Genomic DNA, 16,629 nt, shown 5'->3' on the forward strand with positions numbered 1-16,629 from the left:
CGAAGGGTGTGCGCTTTTCGAGCGATCCTGGTGAGAAAATCCGCTTCGACAGGCGTATGGCATCATGCAGCAGGTGGTGGCTCATGGCCTTTTCAACGCGCGGTTAACCGGCTCTGGCTGGAGGGGGCTCGACAAAAACGGGCATGGGCTTGCCCCTGGACGCGGCGGCGCAGGCTAAGGCGTGGTTAATCATGCCAATAGCCTTGCTTGCCGACCGCCGCCGGTAGCCGCCCAGGCTCGGGGCCGCCTATAATGGCAGCCCTTTCGCACAACGATTTTGTGGAGTTGGTGATGGCCGAACGTACGGCATCCGTCGAGCGCAACACCCTGGAGACCCAGATCAAGGTCTCGATCAACCTGGATGGGACTGGCAAGGCCAAGTTCGCTATTGGCGTGCCATTTCTCGAGCACATGCTCGACCAGATTGCCCGTCACGGCCTGATCGACCTGGATATCCAGTGCACGGGCGACCTGCATATCGACGACCACCACACCGTCGAAGACGTCGGTATCACCCTCGGCCAGGCCTTTACCAAGGCGATTGGCGACAAGAAGGGCATGACCCGTTACGGCCATTCCTATGTGCCGCTTGATGAGGCGCTGTCGCGCGTGGTGATCGATTTCTCCGGTCGCCCGGGGCTGCAGATGCACGTGCCGTTCACTCGGGCGGTAGTCGGCGGCTTCGATGTCGACCTGTTTCAGGAGTTCTTCCAGGGCTTCGTCAACCATGCCCTGATCAGCCTGCACATCGACAACCTGCGTGGCACCAATACCCACCACCAGATCGAGACCGTGTTCAAGGCCTTCGGTCGCGCCTTGCGCATGGCCGTCGAGCTGGATCCGCGAATGGCCGGGCAGATGCCCTCGACCAAGGGCGTTCTCTAAATGCAGACGGTCGCTGTTATCGATTACGGCATGGGCAACCTGCACTCGGTGGCCAAGGCGCTGGAGCATGTCGGTGCCGGCAAGGTGCTGGTGACCAGCGATGCCCAGGTGATTCGCGAGGCCGACCGCGTGGTGTTCCCCGGCGTCGGGGCGATTCGCGATTGCATGGCCGAGATCAAGCGCCTGGGCTTCGATGAGCTGGTGCGGGAGGTCAGCGTCGATCGGCCGTTTCTGGGCATCTGCGTCGGCATGCAGGCCTTGCTTGAGCGCAGCGAGGAGAACGACGGTGTCGATTGCATCGGCCTGTTTCCCGGTCAGGTGCGCTTCTTCGGCAAGAATATGGTCGAGGATGGCGAGAAGCTGAAGGTGCCGCACATGGGCTGGAACGAAGTGGCGCAGACGGTCAAGCACCCGCTGTGGCACGACATTCCGGACCTGGCGCGCTTCTACTTCGTGCACAGCTACTACATCGAGGCCGGCAAGCCGCAGCAGGTGGTTGGCCGCGGCCATTACGGCAAGGATTTCGCCGCGGCGCTGGCCGAGGGTTCGCGCTTCGCCGTGCAGTTCCATCCGGAGAAGAGCCATACCCACGGCCTGCAGTTGCTGCAGAACTTCGCCGCCTGGGATGGGCGCTGGTAGATGGGCAAGGCCAAGAGCAAGCCGCCGATCCTCACTCTGACTCCGGAGCAGGAGCGTGAGGCGACCAGCGTGATCAAGCGCTTCATGGAGGTGCGTTTCGAGCTGCAGCTGGGTTCGTTCGAGGCCGCGGAAATCCTCGAGCTGTTTACCCGTGAGATAGCGCCGCACTATTACAATCGGGCGATTTTCGATGTGCAGACCGTCCTCAAGGACAGGTTCGAGAGCATCGAAAGCGACCTCTGGGCACTCGAGAAGAGCTGACCCTCACTGAATCCAATGACTTGAACAGGTTCAACCGATGCTGATTATTCCCGCTATCGATCTGAAAGACGGCGCCTGCGTGCGCCTGCGCCAGGGCCGCATGGACGATTCCACGGTGTTCTCCGACGACCCGGTGAGCATGGCGGCCAAGTGGGTTGAGGGTGGTTGCCGCCGTTTGCATCTGGTCGACCTGAATGGCGCCTTCGAAGGTCAGCCGGTCAATGGCGAGGTGGTTACCGCCATCGCTAAGCGCTACCCGCAGCTGCCGATCCAGATCGGCGGCGGCATTCGTTCGCTGGAAACCATCGAACATTACGTCAAGGCCGGCGTGAGCTACGTGATCATCGGCACCAAGGCGGTCAAGCAGCCTGAGTTCGTCGCCGAAGCGTGCAAGGCGTTTCCGGGCAAGGTCATCGTCGGCCTGGATGCCAAGGATGGTTTCGTCGCCACCGATGGCTGGGCCGAAGTCAGCACGGTGCAGGTGATCGACCTGGCCAAGCGCTTCGAGGCCGATGGCGTCTCGGCCATTGTCTACACCGACATCGCCAAGGACGGCATGATGCAGGGCTGCAACCTGCCCTTCACCGTGGCCCTGGCCAACGCCACGCGGATCCCGGTGATCGCGTCCGGCGGCATCCACAACCTCGGTGATATCCAGGCCCTGCTCGAGGCGCGCACTCCTGGCATCATCGGCGCCATCACCGGTCGGGCGATCTACGAAGGCACCCTGGACGTGGCCGAAGCCCAGGCCCTCTGCGACAGCTTCAATAAGTAACACGTAGGGCGTACTCGCCGTAGGCAGTACGCCATCGCCAACCGGCGGACTGTTCGCTTCGCTCCTGAGTCCGCCCTACGGGAACACTGCTATGGCACTGGCAAAACGCATCATCCCCTGCCTCGACGTGGACAACGGTCGGGTGGTCAAGGGCGTCCAGTTCGAGAACATCCGCGATGCCGGCGACCCGGTGGAAATCGCCCGCCGCTATGACGAGCAGGGCGCCGACGAGATTACCTTCCTCGACATCACCGCCAGCGTCGATGGCCGCGACACCACCCTGCATACGGTGGAGCGCATGGCCAGTCAGGTCTTCATTCCGCTGACCGTGGGCGGCGGCGTACGCAGCGTGCAGGACATTCGCAACCTGCTGAATGCCGGTGCGGACAAGGTCTCGATCAACACCGCGGCGGTGTTCACCCCGGAGTTCGTCGGCGAGGCGGCTGCGCGCTTTGGCTCGCAGTGCATCGTCGTCGCCATTGACGCCAAATGCGTTTCTTTGCCTGGCGAGAGCCCGCGCTGGGAAATCTTCACTCACGGCGGGCGCAAGCCGACCGGCCTGGATGCCGTGCTCTGGGCGAAGAAAATGGAAGACCTCGGCGCCGGTGAAATCCTCCTTACCAGCATGGACCAGGATGGCGTGAAGCGCGGTTACGACCTCGGTGTCACCCGTGCCATCAGCGAGATGGTCGGCATTCCGGTGATCGCCTCCGGTGGCGTCGGTAACCTGGAACACCTGGCCGCCGGTATCCTCGAAGGCAAGGCCGACGCGGTGCTGGCCGCCAGCATCTTCCACTTCGGCGAGTACACCGTGCCCGAGGCCAAGGCCTACCTGGCCAGTCGCGGCATCGTGGTGCGCTGATCGTTCGGCGTTGTCGAGCGAAGCTGGGAACGGGTCGATAGCGCGCGCCAGCGCGCTGGGTTAGGGTCTCGGCTGAAGTCTGCCGACACATACATAAATGCGTCATTGCAGGTCTTGCAAAGACCGAGTGAGCCGTATTCTCCGGGGTGCGGCTGGGCGCAGAAGGTCGGGCTGCGTATGCTGCGGCATACGGCTCTGAGCAAAATTTTTCCTGCCTTCCAGAATAAAGAGAATGTACATGTACAAGCGTCTGCTGTTTGCCCTGGCCGGTGTCGCATTCGGGCTGAGCGCTAGCGCTCACGCCGAGTTGGCGCCGGACTACCGCGTGGTTTTGCTCACCGAGAACTTCCCGCCCTACAACATGGCGAGCAATGGCAAGAACTTCGCGCAGGAAGACAACCTTGACGGTATCGCCGTGGACATCGTGCGCGAGATGTTCAAGCGTGCCGGGGTCAATTACAGCATGACCCTGCGCTTCCCCTGGGAGCGGATCTACAAGCTGGCGCTGGAAAAGCCGGGGTACGGCGTGTTCGTCACCGCGCGTCTGCCCGAGCGCGAAGCCCTGTTCAACTGGGTAGGACCGATCGGCCCGGATGACTGGGTGCTGCTCGGCAGAAGCGACAGCCCTATCAAGCTGGCCAACCTGGCGCAGGCCAAGCAATACAAGGTCGGGGCCTACAAGGGCGATGCCATCGCCGAGTACCTGATGGAGCAGGGGCTGCAGCCGGTCACCGCGTTGCGTGACCAGCAAAACGCCAAGAAGCTCATGGCCGGGCAGATCGACCTGTGGGCCACCGGCGATCCGGCCGGGCGTTACCTGGCGAAGCAGGAAGGGGTTTCCGGGCTGAAGACCATCCTGCGTTTCGACAGCGCCGAGTTGTACCTGGCGCTGAACAAGGCAGTGCCCGACGAGGTGGTACAGAAGCTGCAGGCTGAACTGGACAAGATGCGCAGCGAAGGATTCGTCGATGACATCCTCGGCCGCTATCTGTAAAACAGGACTCAGCAGGTTGGCCACGAGCCGAGCTGCCGCTAGCCATAATCACAACACATGCGAGCGGGAAGACTAATGTTGAAAATCATCAAAAGCAGTTTGTTGTTCGGCCTTCTACTCAGCGCCTGCGCGGCCCATGCCGAGTTGCCCTATGGCTACAAGGTGGTGCTGCTGACCGAGAACTTCCCGCCGTTCAATATGTCGGTCGACGACAAGAACTTTGCCCGTGACGACGGTATCGACGGCATCAGTGCCGAGATCGTCCGGGCCATGTTCAAGCGTGCCAAGATCGACTACAGCCTGAGCCTGCGTTTCCCCTGGGATCGGCTGTATCGGCTGACCCTGGATAAACCCAACTACGGGCTGTTCTCCACCACCTTTACCCCGGAGCGCCAGCCGCTGTTCAAGTGGGTGGGGCCGATCGCCAACACCGGCTGGGTGCTGCTTGCCGCGCCAGGCAACAACCTCAGCGTGGCGAGCTTGAAGGAGGCCGGGCAATACAAGATCGGCGCCTACAAGAACGATGCGGTCAGCCAGCATCTGGAAAGCCAGGGGCTGGAGCCCATCAACGCGCTACGCGACCAGCAGAACGTGCAGAAGCTGATCAAGGGGCAGATTGATCTGTGGGCCACCACCGACCCGGTTGGCCGCTACCTCGCCAAGCAGGAAGGTGTCGGTGGCCTGACCACCGTGCTGCGTTTCAATGAGGCCGAATTGTATCTGGCGCTGAACAAGGATACCCCCGACGAGGTGGTGCAGCGCTTGCAGAAGGCGTTGGAGGAGCTGCGCAGCGAAGGCTTCGTCGAGGACATGACCAACAGTTACCTGTAGGGGTTAATCGAGGCAGGCCGCAAAGAGCCCTGGGCCACTGGTGGGGTGCGAGGGTAAACCTGGGGCGGGCAGCAACCCGCTTCAGTCCAGCGGGTTCCAGCTTAGTGGTGGTGGGTGAGGCCTACTCAACCGTCGCGCCTTGCAGCCGCTGACCAGTTCAGCGCCCAGAAAAAAGCCCGGCATCCTGTCCGGGCTTTTTCGTGCCTGCGTCAGCGGGTCAATTGCCGCGCGTGATGCTCAGGCCCTTGAGCAGGCTCAGTGCCTGGCTCAGCTGATAATCATCATCCTGCGGCCGCGCTTGCTTGCTGGTTTTGCTCCGGCTGGGCTTGTCCGCGCCACCATTGCCGTTGCCCAGGTGCCCCAGCAGGTCGGCTTCCTTGATGTTGCGCTCCCCCTGTTCCTGGGTCAGTTTGGCCCGCGCGACTTCGATGTCCGGGACAATGCCTTGGGCCTGGATCGAGCGGCCGTTTGGGGTGTAGTACAGGGCGGTGGTGAGTTTCAGGGCGCTGTTGTTGTTCAGCGGCAGCACCGTCTGCACCGAGCCTTTGCCGAAGCTGTCGGTGCCCATCAGCACGCCGCGCTTGTGGTCTTGCAGGGCGCCGGCGACGATCTCCGAGGCCGAAGCGCTGCCGCCATTGATCAGCACCACCAGGGGCACGCCTTCGCTGGCATCTGCCGGGTCGGCGGAGAAGCGCAGCTCGGAGTTGGCGATGCGGCCTTCGGTGTAGACGATCAGGCCCTTCTTGAGGAAGTGATCGGTGACCTCGACCGCGGCCTGGAGCACGCCGCCAGGGTTGTTGCGCAGATCCAGCACCAGGCCGCGCAGCTTCTTGCCATTGTCCCTGCGCAGCTTGTTCAGGGCCTTGCCGACTTCTTCGCCGGTGTTGACCTGGAACTGGGTGATGCGCAGGTAGCCGTAGCTATCGTCGAGCAACTGGCTCTTGACGCTGCGGACCTTGATCACCGCACGGGTCAGTTCCACATCGAAGGGCTTGCCGCCCTCGCGCACCAGGGTCAGAAGGATCTTGCTGCCGGCTTCGCCGCGCATCCTGTCCACGGCTTCGATCATCGACAGGCCCTTGGTCGGCTGGCCGTCGATCTTGACGATCAGGTCGCCCGGCTGGATGCCGGCTTTCGAGGCCGGGGTGTCGTCGATCGGCGAGACCACTTTGATGAAACCGTCTTCCAGGCCGACTTCGATGCCCAGGCCGCCGAACTCGCCGCTGGTGCTTTCCTGCAGCTCGCGGAAGGCTTCGGGGTCGAGGTAGGCGGAGTGCGGGTCGAGGTTGCTGAGCATGCCCTTGATTGCGTTTTCCAGCAGGGTCTTGTCGCTGACCGGTTCGACATAGGCTGACTTGATGCGATCCATCACCTCGGCGAAGGTGCGCAGGTCGTCCAGCGGCAGCGGCGCCTTGTCATTCGCGATGGCAGGTACCGGTGGCGCTTCGGCGGCCTGCAGCAGCTGGGGGCCGCCAAGCAATGCAATGGCCAGGGCCAGAAAGGTGAGGCGAGACGGATGCGGCATGTCGAACTAACTCCTAGAGAGGTGAGCGCAGCGCTTATCCTTGCGTGCGGCACCATTGTGCAGGGTCGCTGGGGCGACCCTGCTGGCGAATCGCGAAATACAGCGCGGGAGTGTCTTGCCCGCCGCTGGTGCCGACTGTGGCGATGGGGTCGCCGGCGTTGACGACGTCGCCGGCGTCTTTGAGCAGGCTCTGGTTGTGTCCGTACAGGCTCAGGTAGCCATTGCCATGGTCGAGAATGACCAATAGCCCGGCACCGCGCAACCAGTCGGCGAACACCACGCGGCCGCCATGTACGGCGTGTACCTGGCTGCCGGCGCTGGCGCCGATCAGGACGCCGTCCCACTTGGTTCGGGCGTCAGTGCCGCGCGGGGTGCCGTAACGGGCGACCAGGCGGCCATTGACCGGCCAGGGCAACTTGCCGCGGGCCTTGGCAAAAGGTCCGCCATAAGTAGTGCCGGAGCTGACCAGCGGACCGTTGCTGGGGCTGCTGGCGGCCGCAGTGCTGCTGCGCTGTTGCTCGCGCGCGGCGACCAAGGCCCGTTGCCGCGCCTGTTCGGCTTCGCGCGCCTGGCGGGCCAGGGTCGCTTCGATGGTTTTCAGTACCCGGGCCAGTTGCGCCTGCTCTTGCTGGCGGGCCTTGAGTTTGTGGTCGCGGGCGGAATATTCCTGGTTCAGTTTGGCCAGGGCCAGTTGGCGTTCCTTGCGTGCCTGGGCGAGTTGCTCGGCGCGCGCGTCCAGGGTCTCTTTGTGTTCCAGCAACTGGTTCTGCTGGTTGGCGATGTCCAGCTCGACGTTGGCCAGCTGCCGCAGGGTTTCGTTGAACGTGGCCAACTGTTCCATGCGTGCTTCGCTGAGGTAGTCGTAATAGGTCAGGGTGCGCGAAAATTTTTCCGGATTCTGCTGGTTCAGCAGCAGCTTGAGGTATTCCTGGCGGCCGCTCTGGTAGGCGGCGCGGGCCTGAATGCCGATCAGCCGTTGTTGCTCGAGGCGAGCGTCATGGAGTTTTTTTTTCTCCTGATCGAGGCGCTGGATTTCCACCTCGCCGTCTTTCAGGCTTTTTTGCAGCTCCTTGACCTGATTTTCCAGCTCGCCCATTTCGGTTTCGGTCTTGCGCAGGTCTTTCTGCACGCCGGATTTGTCCTGCTGCAACTTCTCCAGCAGCTTTTTCAGCTCGGCCACGTCGCTGCGGGCCGCTTCCAGCTGTTTCTGGGCGTCGGCTTTCTCGTTGGCAAAGGCCGGCGTCAGCAGGCAGGCGAGGAATATCAGGGCAATGAGGCGAAACATGGTACTGGCGATACCTGGGCGGGAGACTGGCCTAGTATGCCTAAAAATCCAGCGGCAAGCTGCAAGTGGTAAATAGCAGGGGCGCGGCATGCCAACCGGGTGATGGTCGGCATTGCCGCGCGTGTTGCTTGCCGCCGTTAGCTCAGCTCGATAATGCTGGTGCCGGTCATTTCCGCCGGGATCGGCAGGCCCATCAGGGTCAGCATGGTCGGCGCCACGTCGGCCAGAACCCCGCCTTCGCGCATCTTCAGCTGGCGCTTGCCGACATAGATGAAGGGCACCGGCTCGCAGGTGTGGGCGGTGTGCGCCTGTCCCGTGCAGACATCCTCCATTTGCTCGACGTTGCCATGATCGGCGGTGATCAGGGCTTCGCCGCCGACCTTGTCCAGCGCCGCGGCGATACGTCCGACGCAGCTGTCCAGGCATTCCACGGCCTTGACCGCAGCGTCGAACACGCCGGTATGACCAACCATGTCGCCGTTGGCGTAGTTGACGATGATCACGTCATAACGCTGTTGCTCGATCGCCTCGACGATCCGGTCGGTGACTTGCGGCGCGTTCATCTCGGGCTGCAGGTCGTAGGTGGCGACATTCGGCGACGGGATCAGGATGCGCTCCTCGCCCTCGAACGGCTCTTCGCGGCCGCCGGAGAAGAAGAAGGTGACGTGGGCGTACTTCTCGGTCTCGGCGATGCGCAACTGGGTCTTGCCATTCTTCGCCAGGTATTCGCCAAGCACATTGGTCAGGCTGGCGGGAGCGAAAGCGCTGGGCGCCGGAATGTTCGCGGCGTACTGGGTCAGCATGACGAAGCCGGCCAGTTGCGGCAGGCGCGCGCGCGGGAAGTCCTGGAAGTCGGGTTCGACGAAGGCGCGGGTCAGTTCGCGGGCGCGGTCGGCGCGGAAGTTCATGAACACCACGGCGTCGCCGTCTTCTACCTTGACCGGCTCGCCGAGGGTGGTGGCCTTGACGAACTCGTCGTTTTCACCGCGGGCGTAGGCGGCCTGCAAGCCTTCAGTCGCGCTGGCGGCGTTGAACTGGCCCTGGCCGTTGACGATCAGGTTGTAGGCCTGCTCGACGCGGTCCCAGCGGTTGTCGCGGTCCATGGCGAAGTAGCGGCCGACCAGGCTGGCGATGCGGCCCTTGCCGAGCTTGGCGAAGGTCGTGTCGAGCAGTTCGATCGAGGCCTGGGCGCTTCTCGGCGGGGTGTCGCGGCCATCGAGGAAGGCGTGCAGGTAAATTTTCTCGGCGCCGCGCTGGGCGGCCAGTTCGGCCATGGCCACCAGGTGATCCTGATGGCTGTGCACGCCGCCGTCGGATAGCAGGCCGAGGATGTGCACCGCCTTGCCGGCACTCACGGCCTGATCAACCGCGCGAGTGATCGCCGGATTGTCGAAGAATTCGCCGTCGCGGATGGCCTTGGTCACCCGGGTGAAGTCCTGGTACACCACACGGCCGGCGCCGAGATTCATATGGCCGACCTCGGAATTGCCCATCTGGCCGTCCGGCAGGCCGACGTCCATGCCTGAGCCGGAGATCAGGCTATGCGGCTGGGTGGCACACAGGTGGTCGTAGACCGGCGTGTTGGCGGCATGGATGGCATTGTATTCGGTGCTGTCACTGTGACCGAAGCCATCGAGAATGATCAGGACCAAGGGTTTGGGCGTGGCACTCATTAATCTGGCTCGCTGTGCATGAGGGACAAAAGGCCGGGCATTTTAAGGCCTGGTAGCAGACCCGTCACCGCCGGGCGGGGTGTGGCCGACCTGTGGGGCTGTGTATACTGCCGGGATTTTACCGTCCCGGAACCACCTCATGCTTGCCAAACTGATTGAATTTGCCTCTACGCACTATGAATTGAGCGGATTGTTCGTTGTCCTGCTGGCGCTGCTGATCTTCACGGAACTGCGTAAAGGTGGGCAAAGCCTGAGCAGTCGCGAGCTGACTGCCTTGATCAACAGCGAGCAGGGCCTGGTCCTGGACGTGCGTGGGCAGAAGGATTTCTCTGCCGGTCATATCGTCGGCGCCCTGCATATTCCCTATGAAAAGATCACCAGCCGCATCGCGGAGCTGGAAAAGCACAAAGACAAGACCCTGATCGTGGTGGATGCCATGGGCCAGCATGCCGGTTCGGTCAGTCGCGACCTGAAAAAAGCCGGTTTCAACGCGGCCAAGCTGTCTGGCGGGATTGCCAGCTGGCGTGGCGACAACCTGCCATTGGTGAAGTGATATGTCTGCCGTCGTCATTTATTCCAGCGATTGGTGCCCCTACTGCATGCGTGCCAAGCAGCTGCTGGCCCGCAAGGGCGTGGACTTCGATGAAATCAAGGTCGACGGCAAGCCCGAGGTGCGCGCCGAGATGACGCGTAAGGCGCGGCAGACCTCGGTGCCGCAGATCTGGATCGGCAGCAGCCATGTTGGTGGCTGCGACGATCTGTATGACCTGGAGCGCGCGGGCGAGCTGGATGCGCTGCTCGAGGCTTAGTACCCCCTCATCTACCCAGTACCCACGACAAGAAGGCATTGCCATGACTGAACAAGCTAGCAACGGCGCGGGCGCCCAAGGCGAACAGAATCCGCAGTTTTCCCTGCAACGCATCTATGTCCGCGACCTGTCCTTCGAGGCGCCGAAGAGCCCGGAGATCTTCCGTCAGGAATGGAGCCCGAGCGTTGCCCTGGACCTGAATACCCGGCAGAAGCCGCTCGAAGGCGACTTCCACGAAGTGGTGCTGACCCTCTCGGTCACCGTGAAAAACGGCGAAGAAACCGCCTTCATCGCCGAGGTCCAGCAAGCCGGGATCTTCCTGGTCAAGGGGTTGGACGCCGCCTCCATGAGTCACACCCTGGGCGCGTTCTGCCCGAACATCCTGTTCCCGTATGCGCGCGAAACCCTCGACAGTCTGGTGGTGCGCGGCTCCTTCCCGGCACTGATGCTGGCGCCGGTGAACTTCGACGCCCTCTATGCCCAAGAACTGCAGCGCATTCAGCAGCAGGCCGGCGAGGCCGCTCCGGCCAATTGAGCCGTTGCCGCAGATAAAAAGCGCCCTCAGGGGCGCTTTTTTGTGCCGCGAGCGTGGGGGCAAGGCAGTCCGAGCCACCCGCCGGGGCCTGTCAAGGCGTGGCGAAGTCCTGTTGGCGCCAGGCCTCATAGACGGCCACCGCCACGGTATTGGACAAGTTCAGGCTGCGACAACCTTCGCGCATCGGCAGGCGCAGGCATTGTGCGGCGGGCAGAGCATCGCGTATGTCCTGGGGCAGGCCGCGGCTTTCCGGGCCGAACAGAAAGGCATCGCCGGGCGCGTAGTGCACCTGGTGATAGAGCTGAGAGCCTTTGGTGGTGAAGGCGAAGACGCGCGGCTGGCCGAGGCTCTCCAGGCAGCTGGGAAGATCGGCATGACGCTGCAGGGTGGCGTACTCGTGATAGTCGAGTCCGGCGCGGCGCAGGCGCTTGTCATCCAGTTCGAAGCCCAAGGGCTCGATCAGGTGCAGGTGGCAGCCGCTGTTGGCGCAGAGCCTGATAATGTTGCCGGTATTCGGTGGAATTTCCGGTTGAAAGAGGATCACGTGAAACATGCGCGGCTCCAAGCCTGAAGACGGCCGGTATTCTACTCCTGATCCGGGCGCGCGGCCGCGTCCTTGGGCGCGGGTGATCGGCTCCCTGGCGTTGTTCGGTTTTCTGATCGGCCTGATGATCGGCCGCATGTTTCACCCCGACCCGCTGCGGCTGGCGAGTGTCGACGTAGTGGATGAGGGGCTGCAGCTGTGGTTCAACGTCGAGCCGAAGGTGCGTAGCGGTCACCTGGACGGTGTATTTTTTCTGCGCGTCGAAAGCCTGGGTCGCGAGCGCCAGGGGCAGTTGCGCCTGCAGGGCAAGGTTGTCAATTGGCGGGTGCGGCGCGAGGGCCGGGAGTTGCTGCTGCGGGTGGTGGCGGCCCGTCCGTTGCGCGGCGAATGGCGCGCTGAGGAGCTGGACGGGCGGTGGCGGCTGACGGTCAGCCTGGCGTACGAATAAAAGAGGGGAATCCCCGGCCTGCCTGTACCAAGGCCCCCAAAACTGGAGTTGTTTAAGCATATGCAGGGGTTGTGCCAGTTTTATTACGGCGGCGCGAATCCCCGTTTTTGCTGGGCTGCAGCGCCGTCGCAGGGCGTCGGGGTGGCGGCTATGAGGGGGGGAATGTTCCTTGCCTGTGCATTCAGGTGCGCCCAGGCGCCGATTCGGAGCGCCGCATGCCAATTGGCCGTGGCGACCGCCGAGGGCGGTGCCTGTCGCGCCGCCCGCTGCACCGGCGGGGAGGCATTGCATGCGGGCTAGGGGCTGGCGGTTGCAGAAAAAAACGGGCCAGCGGCCCGTTTTTTTGTACCCGGATCGCGGTCAGGCGTCGTCGCTGTCGTCGTCTTCGGCACCGTCGACCTTCATGCCCAGTTCCTTGATCTTGCGGGTCAGGGTATTGCGGCCCCAGCCCAGCAGCAGGGCGGCGTCTCGGCGGCGGCCGGCGGTGTGCTTGAGCGCCGTTTCGATCATGATCCGCTCGAAGGCCGGTACGGCGCTGTCGAGCAGGTCCGACTGACCGCGGGCCAGGGCCTGGTCGGCCCATTGGCGCAGCGCCTGTTCCCAGTTGCTCGCCGGTGCACTGTCCTGTGGCTGGCTGAGCAGTTCCGGGGGCAGGTCGCCGACATGCACCTCGCGCCCGGAGGCCATCACGGTGATCCAGCGGCAGGTGTTTTCCAGCTGGCGCACGTTGCCCGGCCAGGGCAGGTGCTGCAGATAGTCCTCGGTCTCGCTCTTCAGCAACTTGGGTTCGACGGCCAGTTCCAGCGCGGCGCGGGCGAGGAAGTGGCGGGCCAGGGTCGGGATGTCTTCACGGCGGTCGGACAGTCGCGGGATGTGGATGCGGATCACGTTGAGGCGGTGAAACAGATCTTCGCGGAACTTGCCTTCCTGCACCAGGGTTTCCAGGTTCTGGTGGGTGGCGGCGATGATCCGTACATCCACCTTGACCGGCGTGTGGCCGCCGACCCGGTAGAACTCGCCATCGGCCAGCACGCGCAGCAGGCGGGTCTGGGTGTCGGCCGGCATGTCGCCGATTTCGTCGAGGAACAGGGTGCCGCCGTCGGCTTGTTCGAAGCGGCCGCGGCGCTGGTTGGCCGCTCCGGTGAAGGCGCCTTTTTCGTGGCCGAACAGCTCGGACTCCATCAGGTCTTTCGGGATCGCCGCCATGTTCAGCGCGATGAACGGCGAAGCCGCGCGCGGGCTGTGGCGGTGCAGGGCGTGGGCGACCAGTTCCTTGCCGGTGCCGGATTCGCCGTTGATCAAGACCGTGATGTTGGAGTGGGAGAGCCGGCCGATGGCGCGAAACACCTCCTGCATGGCCGGTGCTTCGCCGATGATTTCCGGGGTGCGCGGCTGCTCGATAGGCGCCTGCAGGCCTTGCTGCTCCTGCGCGTGCTGATAGGCGCGCTTGACCAGGGAGATCGCTTCATCGACGTCGAACGGCTTGGGCAGGTACTCGAAGGCGCCGCCCTGATAGGACGCCACCGCGCTGTCCAGGTCGGAGTGGGCGGTCATGATGATGACCGGCAGGCGTGGGTAGAGTTCGCGGATCTGCGCCAGCAGTTCCAGGCCGCTGGAGCCAGGCATGCGGATGTCCGAGACGATCACATCCGGTTGTTGCCGGCTGAGGTGGCTGAGCACGCCGTCGGCGCTGTCGAAACTCTGGGTGGTCATGCCTTCCTGTTGCAGGGCTTTTTCCAGTACCCAGCGGATGGAGCGGTCGTCATCGACGATCCATACGGTTTCACTGCGACTCATGACGGAGTTACTCCTTGTTCAAGCGGCAGGAAGATCGAGAACACGGTGTGGCCCGGATGGCTCTCGCACTCGATCAGACCCTGGTGCTGACTAATGATGTTCTGGGTTATCGCCAGGCCCAGCCCGGTGCCGTCGGCACGTCCGCTGACCATGGGATAGAAGATGGTGTCCTGCAGCTCCGCCGGGATGCCGGGGCCGTTGTCGATGATTTCCAGGCGTGCCACCAGGCGGTGGCGGATATGCCCGATAGTGAATTGACGCAGGGTGCGGGTGCGCAGGGTGATGCGGCCCAGGCGCATTTCGTTCTGCGCGCCGATGGCCTGCATGGCGTTGCGCACGATATTGAGCACGGCCTGGATCATCTGTTCGCGATCGATCAATACGTCGGGAATGCTCGGGTCGTAATCACGCACCAAAATGATGCTGCCCTGGCTTTCTGCTTCGATCAGGCTGCCGACCCGCTCCAGCACTTCGTGCACGTTGGTCATGGCCAGCATCGGCAGCTTGTTCGAGCCGAGCATGCGGTCGACCAGGTTTCTCAGGCGGTCGGCTTCTTCGATGATCACATTGGTGTAGTCCTTGAGGTCTTCATTCGGCAGCTCGCGGGCGAGCAACTGGGCGGCGCCGCGAATGCCGCCGAGCGGATTCTTGATCTCATGGGCCAGGCCGCGCACCAGCAGCTTGGTGGTTTCCTGCTTGGACAGCTGCGCTTCTTCCTTGGTGATGCGCAGCAGGCGGTCGCGCGGATGCACCTCCAGCAGCAGCAGGGTTGCGCCGCGGTTGAGGATCGGCGTGACCGCGTAATCGACTGTGAGGGTTTGGCCGGTGACGGCGGTGAGCACGGCTTCGCGCTTGTTGAACGGATGTGCCTGTTCGACGGCCTGGCGTAGCGAACTCAAGGCCTCGGCCGACTCGGTGAACAGTTCGCTGATGAATTGTCCATGGCTGCGCTGGCCGCTGACGGCCAGGAGCATTTCCGCCGCCGGGTTCATGTACTCAAGGCGCAGGTCGGCGTTGAGCAGCAGGGTGGCGGTGGTCAAGTTGTCCAGCAGCAGGCGGTGCAGTGCATCTTTGATCGTCATATATAGGCTCTGCTGAGGTTTCGCCGCGAGCCGCGTTGCGCTACCAGATAGTGCCAGGCAGCGCGCGGGGCGGCGGCAATGGGTGTTGCGTTGCCAGGTTGGCTAACGCCGACTGGCACTACTGGGCGCGCTGCCCAAAGGGAGTGAGCCGGTTTGGCATGGCCCGGTGTTTCTCGTCGGTCATTTGGCATAAACAGACTTCACTCCTATGCCTTGTGCTGCGCCAGGCGGGCCTTGGTCGCGGCCGCGACATACTGTCAGCAGACCCTAAGGCTTGCGGTGCTGCCACTGGAAAATGCAAGAAGCAAACCAAAGCCCCGAAAAGACGCGCGGAATCAGCATTGGCGACGACATGAGGGCGTATTGGTTCGGTGCTCGGGCGGACGAGTGAACCAAAACAGGGAAAGTATAGTTGCTGGTGCAGTGCGGCGCACCAATACGGTGCGTGCCGGGAGGGTCAGAAAAAGGGTACGAAGGGAATGTCTGTCTTTTCCGCGGGTTTGTCCCTGAGCGGGCATTCCAGGCGCACGCCGTAATCGTCTTTCTTGCAGGGGCTGGCCAGGCGTTTCTGGGTCAGGGGCATCCGCCGCATATGCAGCGGCTGGTTGGGGGTGCGTTCTAGGGTGCGGCCCTGGGCGTCGACGATTTCCACGGCCAGTTGGTGGGTACCACGGTCGATATTCTCCAGCGCAAAAACCGGGCTGCGTCCGCTCTCGCCTGTCGCTTGACCATCGACCAGCAAACGGTAGCCGTGGCCCGGATGCAGCGCCGGCTCGCTGGTGGCGGTGACGATCAGGTTGCCGGTGTTGTCGCGGATGGTCGCGTCGGGCTGCGGCACCAAGATCCGTAGCATCTGGTAGCTCAGCGGCGGTGCGCTGGGTGGTGTTGCTGCGGGCGGTGCTTCGTGGGTGTTGCTGTGCATGCCGTTGGTGGGCGCCAATTGGATGCGTTCGGCATTACCCTGCTGGGGCTTGTCAGTGAATACCCGATTACCCTCGGCATCTAGATAGGTATACACCTGGGCGGCTGCCGGCAGGCTCAGCAGCAGTAAACACAGCAGCAGATTACGCATGGTTCAGGGGGCCGGGTTGGGTTTTGCGGTTGGCGGGCGCAGCGCCGGGCTGCTGGTATTGACCCGCTGCACGGCGAAGGTGACGGCGGCGCTCTGTTGGATCGACTCATCGCCGCTGAGTACTTCGACCGCCAGGCTGTGTTCGCCGCGCGCGACATTGGTCAATTGCAGGCGCGGCACATTGCTGGGCTGGCCGTAAGGCTGGCCATCCAGCAGTAGGCGCAGGCGGTGATTGGCGGCCAGGCGTGGTTCGACTTCAATCCCGACGCTGAAGGTGCCGGCGTTGGCGCGCAGTGCGTCGGTGCTGGGCAGGCCGGTCACTTGCAGAAGTCGATAGGGGGATTCGGTCGTGGTTTCGCTGCCATTGCTGATCGTGGGTGTCGCCGGTGCTGGTGGTTCCACGGTGTTGGTCGGTGGCAGTTGCACGGGTTGCGCCGCCACGCCTTCTGGCGGCTGGTCGGTAAACACCGTATTGCCGTTGGCGTCGGTGTAAGTGTAGATCTGGGCGCTGGCCGGCAATGCCAAGCTCAGCAGCAGGCAGGTGAGTATCCGGCGCATGGTCAATCTCCCGATGGATGTACTGCTAAGACTTACATTGGCAGGTCGCGCTGG

General features: G+C 63.2%; 19 protein-coding genes. 11 read left to right on the forward strand and 8 right to left on the reverse strand.

The features are described 5' to 3' along the window. Positions 1-291 precede the first annotated feature (291 nt). The 7 genes from hisB to PH586_RS00105 all read left to right on the forward strand — a co-directional run bounded on the left by hisB (position 292) and on the right by PH586_RS00105 (position 5,247). Complete coding sequence (hisB, locus tag PH586_RS00075) at positions 292-885, forward strand: imidazoleglycerol-phosphate dehydratase HisB (RefSeq protein ID WP_271345731.1); 594 nt, start codon at positions 292-294, stop codon at positions 883-885. Continuing rightward, positions 886-1,524, forward strand: coding sequence for an imidazole glycerol phosphate synthase subunit HisH (gene hisH / locus PH586_RS00080; RefSeq protein WP_271345732.1), 639 nt, complete (start codon positions 886-888; stop codon positions 1,522-1,524). Continuing rightward, the gene (locus PH586_RS00085) at positions 1,525-1,785 is read left to right on the forward strand and encodes a DUF2164 domain-containing protein (RefSeq protein WP_271345733.1); all 261 of its coding nucleotides are present in this window, start codon (positions 1,525-1,527) and stop codon (positions 1,783-1,785) included. A 37-nt stretch (positions 1,786-1,822) separates the two neighbouring features. Further along, positions 1,823-2,560, forward strand: a complete 738-nt coding sequence (gene hisA, locus PH586_RS00090; protein ID WP_271345734.1) for a 1-(5-phosphoribosyl)-5-[(5-phosphoribosylamino)methylideneamino]imidazole-4-carboxamide isomerase — start codon at positions 1,823-1,825, stop codon at positions 2,558-2,560. Positions 2,561-2,651: 91 nt separating this feature from the next. Beyond that, positions 2,652-3,422 (forward strand): imidazole glycerol phosphate synthase subunit HisF, encoded by a 771-nt coding sequence (gene hisF, locus PH586_RS00095; RefSeq protein WP_271345735.1) that lies wholly within the window; start codon positions 2,652-2,654, stop codon positions 3,420-3,422. 238 nt (positions 3,423-3,660) lie between these two features. Further along, a complete protein-coding gene (locus PH586_RS00100; protein ID WP_271345736.1) occupies positions 3,661-4,416 on the forward strand; it encodes a substrate-binding periplasmic protein in 756 nt (251 codons plus the stop codon). A 75-nt stretch (positions 4,417-4,491) separates the two neighbouring features. Further along, entirely contained in the window at positions 4,492-5,247 is a 756-nt protein-coding gene (locus PH586_RS00105) for a substrate-binding periplasmic protein (RefSeq protein WP_271345737.1), read from the forward strand. 217 nt (positions 5,248-5,464) lie between these two features. Here the strand turns inward: PH586_RS00105 and PH586_RS00110 are convergent, their stop codons facing one another. From PH586_RS00110 to gpmI, 3 genes are all read right to left on the reverse strand, one after another. Next, entirely contained in the window at positions 5,465-6,772 is a 1,308-nt protein-coding gene (locus PH586_RS00110) for a S41 family peptidase (protein WP_271345738.1), read from the reverse strand. Between the two features lie 34 nt (positions 6,773-6,806). Continuing rightward, a complete protein-coding gene (locus tag PH586_RS00115; protein ID WP_271345739.1) occupies positions 6,807-8,057 on the reverse strand; it encodes a murein hydrolase activator EnvC family protein in 1,251 nt (416 codons plus the stop codon). A gap of 137 nt (positions 8,058-8,194) precedes the next feature. Beyond that, entirely contained in the window at positions 8,195-9,730 is a 1,536-nt protein-coding gene (gene gpmI, locus PH586_RS00120; RefSeq protein WP_271345740.1) for a 2,3-bisphosphoglycerate-independent phosphoglycerate mutase, read from the reverse strand. A gap of 139 nt (positions 9,731-9,869) precedes the next feature. On the opposite strand from gpmI, the gene PH586_RS00125 reads away from it, so the two are divergent. From PH586_RS00125 to secB, 3 genes are read left to right on the forward strand one after another with little or no spacing between them, the layout of a single operon-like run. Continuing rightward, the gene (locus PH586_RS00125; RefSeq protein WP_238040433.1) at positions 9,870-10,283 is read left to right on the forward strand and encodes a rhodanese-like domain-containing protein; all 414 of its coding nucleotides are present in this window, start codon (positions 9,870-9,872) and stop codon (positions 10,281-10,283) included. Position 10,284: 1 nt separating this feature from the next. Beyond that, complete coding sequence (grxC, locus tag PH586_RS00130) at positions 10,285-10,539, forward strand: glutaredoxin 3 (RefSeq protein ID WP_271345741.1); 255 nt, start codon at positions 10,285-10,287, stop codon at positions 10,537-10,539. 43 nt (positions 10,540-10,582) lie between these two features. Further along, positions 10,583-11,074, forward strand: a complete 492-nt coding sequence (secB, locus tag PH586_RS00135; RefSeq protein WP_271345742.1) for a protein-export chaperone SecB — start codon at positions 10,583-10,585, stop codon at positions 11,072-11,074. Positions 11,075-11,165: 91 nt separating this feature from the next. On the opposite strand, the gene trmL is transcribed toward secB, so the two are convergent. Next, complete coding sequence (gene trmL / locus PH586_RS00140) at positions 11,166-11,627, reverse strand: tRNA (uridine(34)/cytosine(34)/5-carboxymethylaminomethyluridine(34)-2'-O)-methyltransferase TrmL (RefSeq protein WP_271345743.1); 462 nt, start codon at positions 11,625-11,627, stop codon at positions 11,166-11,168. On the opposite strand from trmL, the gene PH586_RS00145 reads away from it, so the two are divergent. Next, positions 11,626-12,066 (forward strand): hypothetical protein, encoded by a 441-nt coding sequence (locus PH586_RS00145; RefSeq protein WP_271345744.1) that lies wholly within the window; start codon positions 11,626-11,628, stop codon positions 12,064-12,066. The two genes, trmL and PH586_RS00145, sit on opposite strands and share 2 nt — an antisense overlap. A 360-nt stretch (positions 12,067-12,426) precedes the next feature. On the opposite strand, the gene ntrC is transcribed toward PH586_RS00145, so the two are convergent. The 4 genes from ntrC to PH586_RS00165 all read right to left on the reverse strand — a co-directional run bounded on the left by ntrC (position 12,427) and on the right by PH586_RS00165 (position 16,575). Beyond that, positions 12,427-13,863 (reverse strand): nitrogen regulation protein NR(I), encoded by a 1,437-nt coding sequence (gene ntrC, locus PH586_RS00150; protein ID WP_271345745.1) that lies wholly within the window; start codon positions 13,861-13,863, stop codon positions 12,427-12,429. Then, positions 13,860-14,945 carry a nitrogen regulation protein NR(II) gene (glnL, locus tag PH586_RS00155; RefSeq protein ID WP_271345746.1) on the reverse strand — a complete coding sequence of 362 codons (1,086 nt, stop codon included), beginning with the start codon at positions 14,943-14,945 and terminating at the stop codon, positions 13,860-13,862. Before glnL ends, ntrC begins: the two co-directional genes overlap by 4 nt. Before the next feature lie 457 nt (positions 14,946-15,402). After that, positions 15,403-16,017, reverse strand: coding sequence for a DUF4124 domain-containing protein (locus tag PH586_RS00160; RefSeq protein ID WP_271345747.1), 615 nt, complete (start codon positions 16,015-16,017; stop codon positions 15,403-15,405). A gap of 3 nt (positions 16,018-16,020) precedes the next feature. Then, positions 16,021-16,575 carry a DUF4124 domain-containing protein gene (locus PH586_RS00165; RefSeq protein WP_271345748.1) on the reverse strand — a complete coding sequence of 185 codons (555 nt, stop codon included), beginning with the start codon at positions 16,573-16,575 and terminating at the stop codon, positions 16,021-16,023. Positions 16,576-16,629 lie beyond the last annotated feature (54 nt).

The organism is Pseudomonas aestuarii (assembly GCF_027988105.1).
Lineage (GTDB): Bacteria > Pseudomonadota > Gammaproteobacteria > Pseudomonadales > Pseudomonadaceae > Aquipseudomonas > Aquipseudomonas aestuarii.

Bases quoted from the DNA above. Each gene is read 5' to 3' on its own strand.
- hisB (WP_271345731.1), top strand. From the start codon at position 292: ATGGCCGAACGTACGGCATCCGTCGAGCGCAACACCCTGGAGACCCAG.
- grxC (WP_271345741.1), top strand. From the start codon at position 10,285: ATGTCTGCCGTCGTCATTTATTCCAGCGATTGGTGCCCCTACTGCATG.
- gpmI (WP_271345740.1), bottom strand. From the start codon at position 9,730: ATGAGTGCCACGCCCAAACCCTTGGTCCTGATCATTCTCGATGGCTTC.
- PH586_RS00160 (WP_271345747.1), bottom strand. From the start codon at position 16,017: ATGCGTAATCTGCTGCTGTGTTTACTGCTGCTGAGCCTGCCGGCAGCC.
- PH586_RS00165 (WP_271345748.1), bottom strand. From the start codon at position 16,575: ATGCGCCGGATACTCACCTGCCTGCTGCTGAGCTTGGCATTGCCGGCC.
- PH586_RS00105 (WP_271345737.1), top strand. From the start codon at position 4,492: ATGTTGAAAATCATCAAAAGCAGTTTGTTGTTCGGCCTTCTACTCAGC.
- PH586_RS00145 (WP_271345744.1), top strand. From the start codon at position 11,626: ATGCGCGGCTCCAAGCCTGAAGACGGCCGGTATTCTACTCCTGATCCG.
- PH586_RS00125 (WP_238040433.1), top strand. From the start codon at position 9,870: ATGCTTGCCAAACTGATTGAATTTGCCTCTACGCACTATGAATTGAGC.
- PH586_RS00115 (WP_271345739.1), bottom strand. From the start codon at position 8,057: ATGTTTCGCCTCATTGCCCTGATATTCCTCGCCTGCCTGCTGACGCCG.
- hisA (WP_271345734.1), top strand. From the start codon at position 1,823: ATGCTGATTATTCCCGCTATCGATCTGAAAGACGGCGCCTGCGTGCGC.
- hisF (WP_271345735.1), top strand. From the start codon at position 2,652: ATGGCACTGGCAAAACGCATCATCCCCTGCCTCGACGTGGACAACGGT.
- ntrC (WP_271345745.1), bottom strand. From the start codon at position 13,863: ATGAGTCGCAGTGAAACCGTATGGATCGTCGATGACGACCGCTCCATC.
- PH586_RS00110 (WP_271345738.1), bottom strand. From the start codon at position 6,772: ATGCCGCATCCGTCTCGCCTCACCTTTCTGGCCCTGGCCATTGCATTG.
- PH586_RS00100 (WP_271345736.1), top strand. From the start codon at position 3,661: ATGTACAAGCGTCTGCTGTTTGCCCTGGCCGGTGTCGCATTCGGGCTG.
- trmL (WP_271345743.1), bottom strand. From the start codon at position 11,627: ATGTTTCACGTGATCCTCTTTCAACCGGAAATTCCACCGAATACCGGC.
- PH586_RS00085 (WP_271345733.1), top strand. From the start codon at position 1,525: ATGGGCAAGGCCAAGAGCAAGCCGCCGATCCTCACTCTGACTCCGGAG.
- glnL (WP_271345746.1), bottom strand. From the start codon at position 14,945: ATGACGATCAAAGATGCACTGCACCGCCTGCTGCTGGACAACTTGACC.
- hisH (WP_271345732.1), top strand. From the start codon at position 886: ATGCAGACGGTCGCTGTTATCGATTACGGCATGGGCAACCTGCACTCG.
- secB (WP_271345742.1), top strand. From the start codon at position 10,583: ATGACTGAACAAGCTAGCAACGGCGCGGGCGCCCAAGGCGAACAGAAT.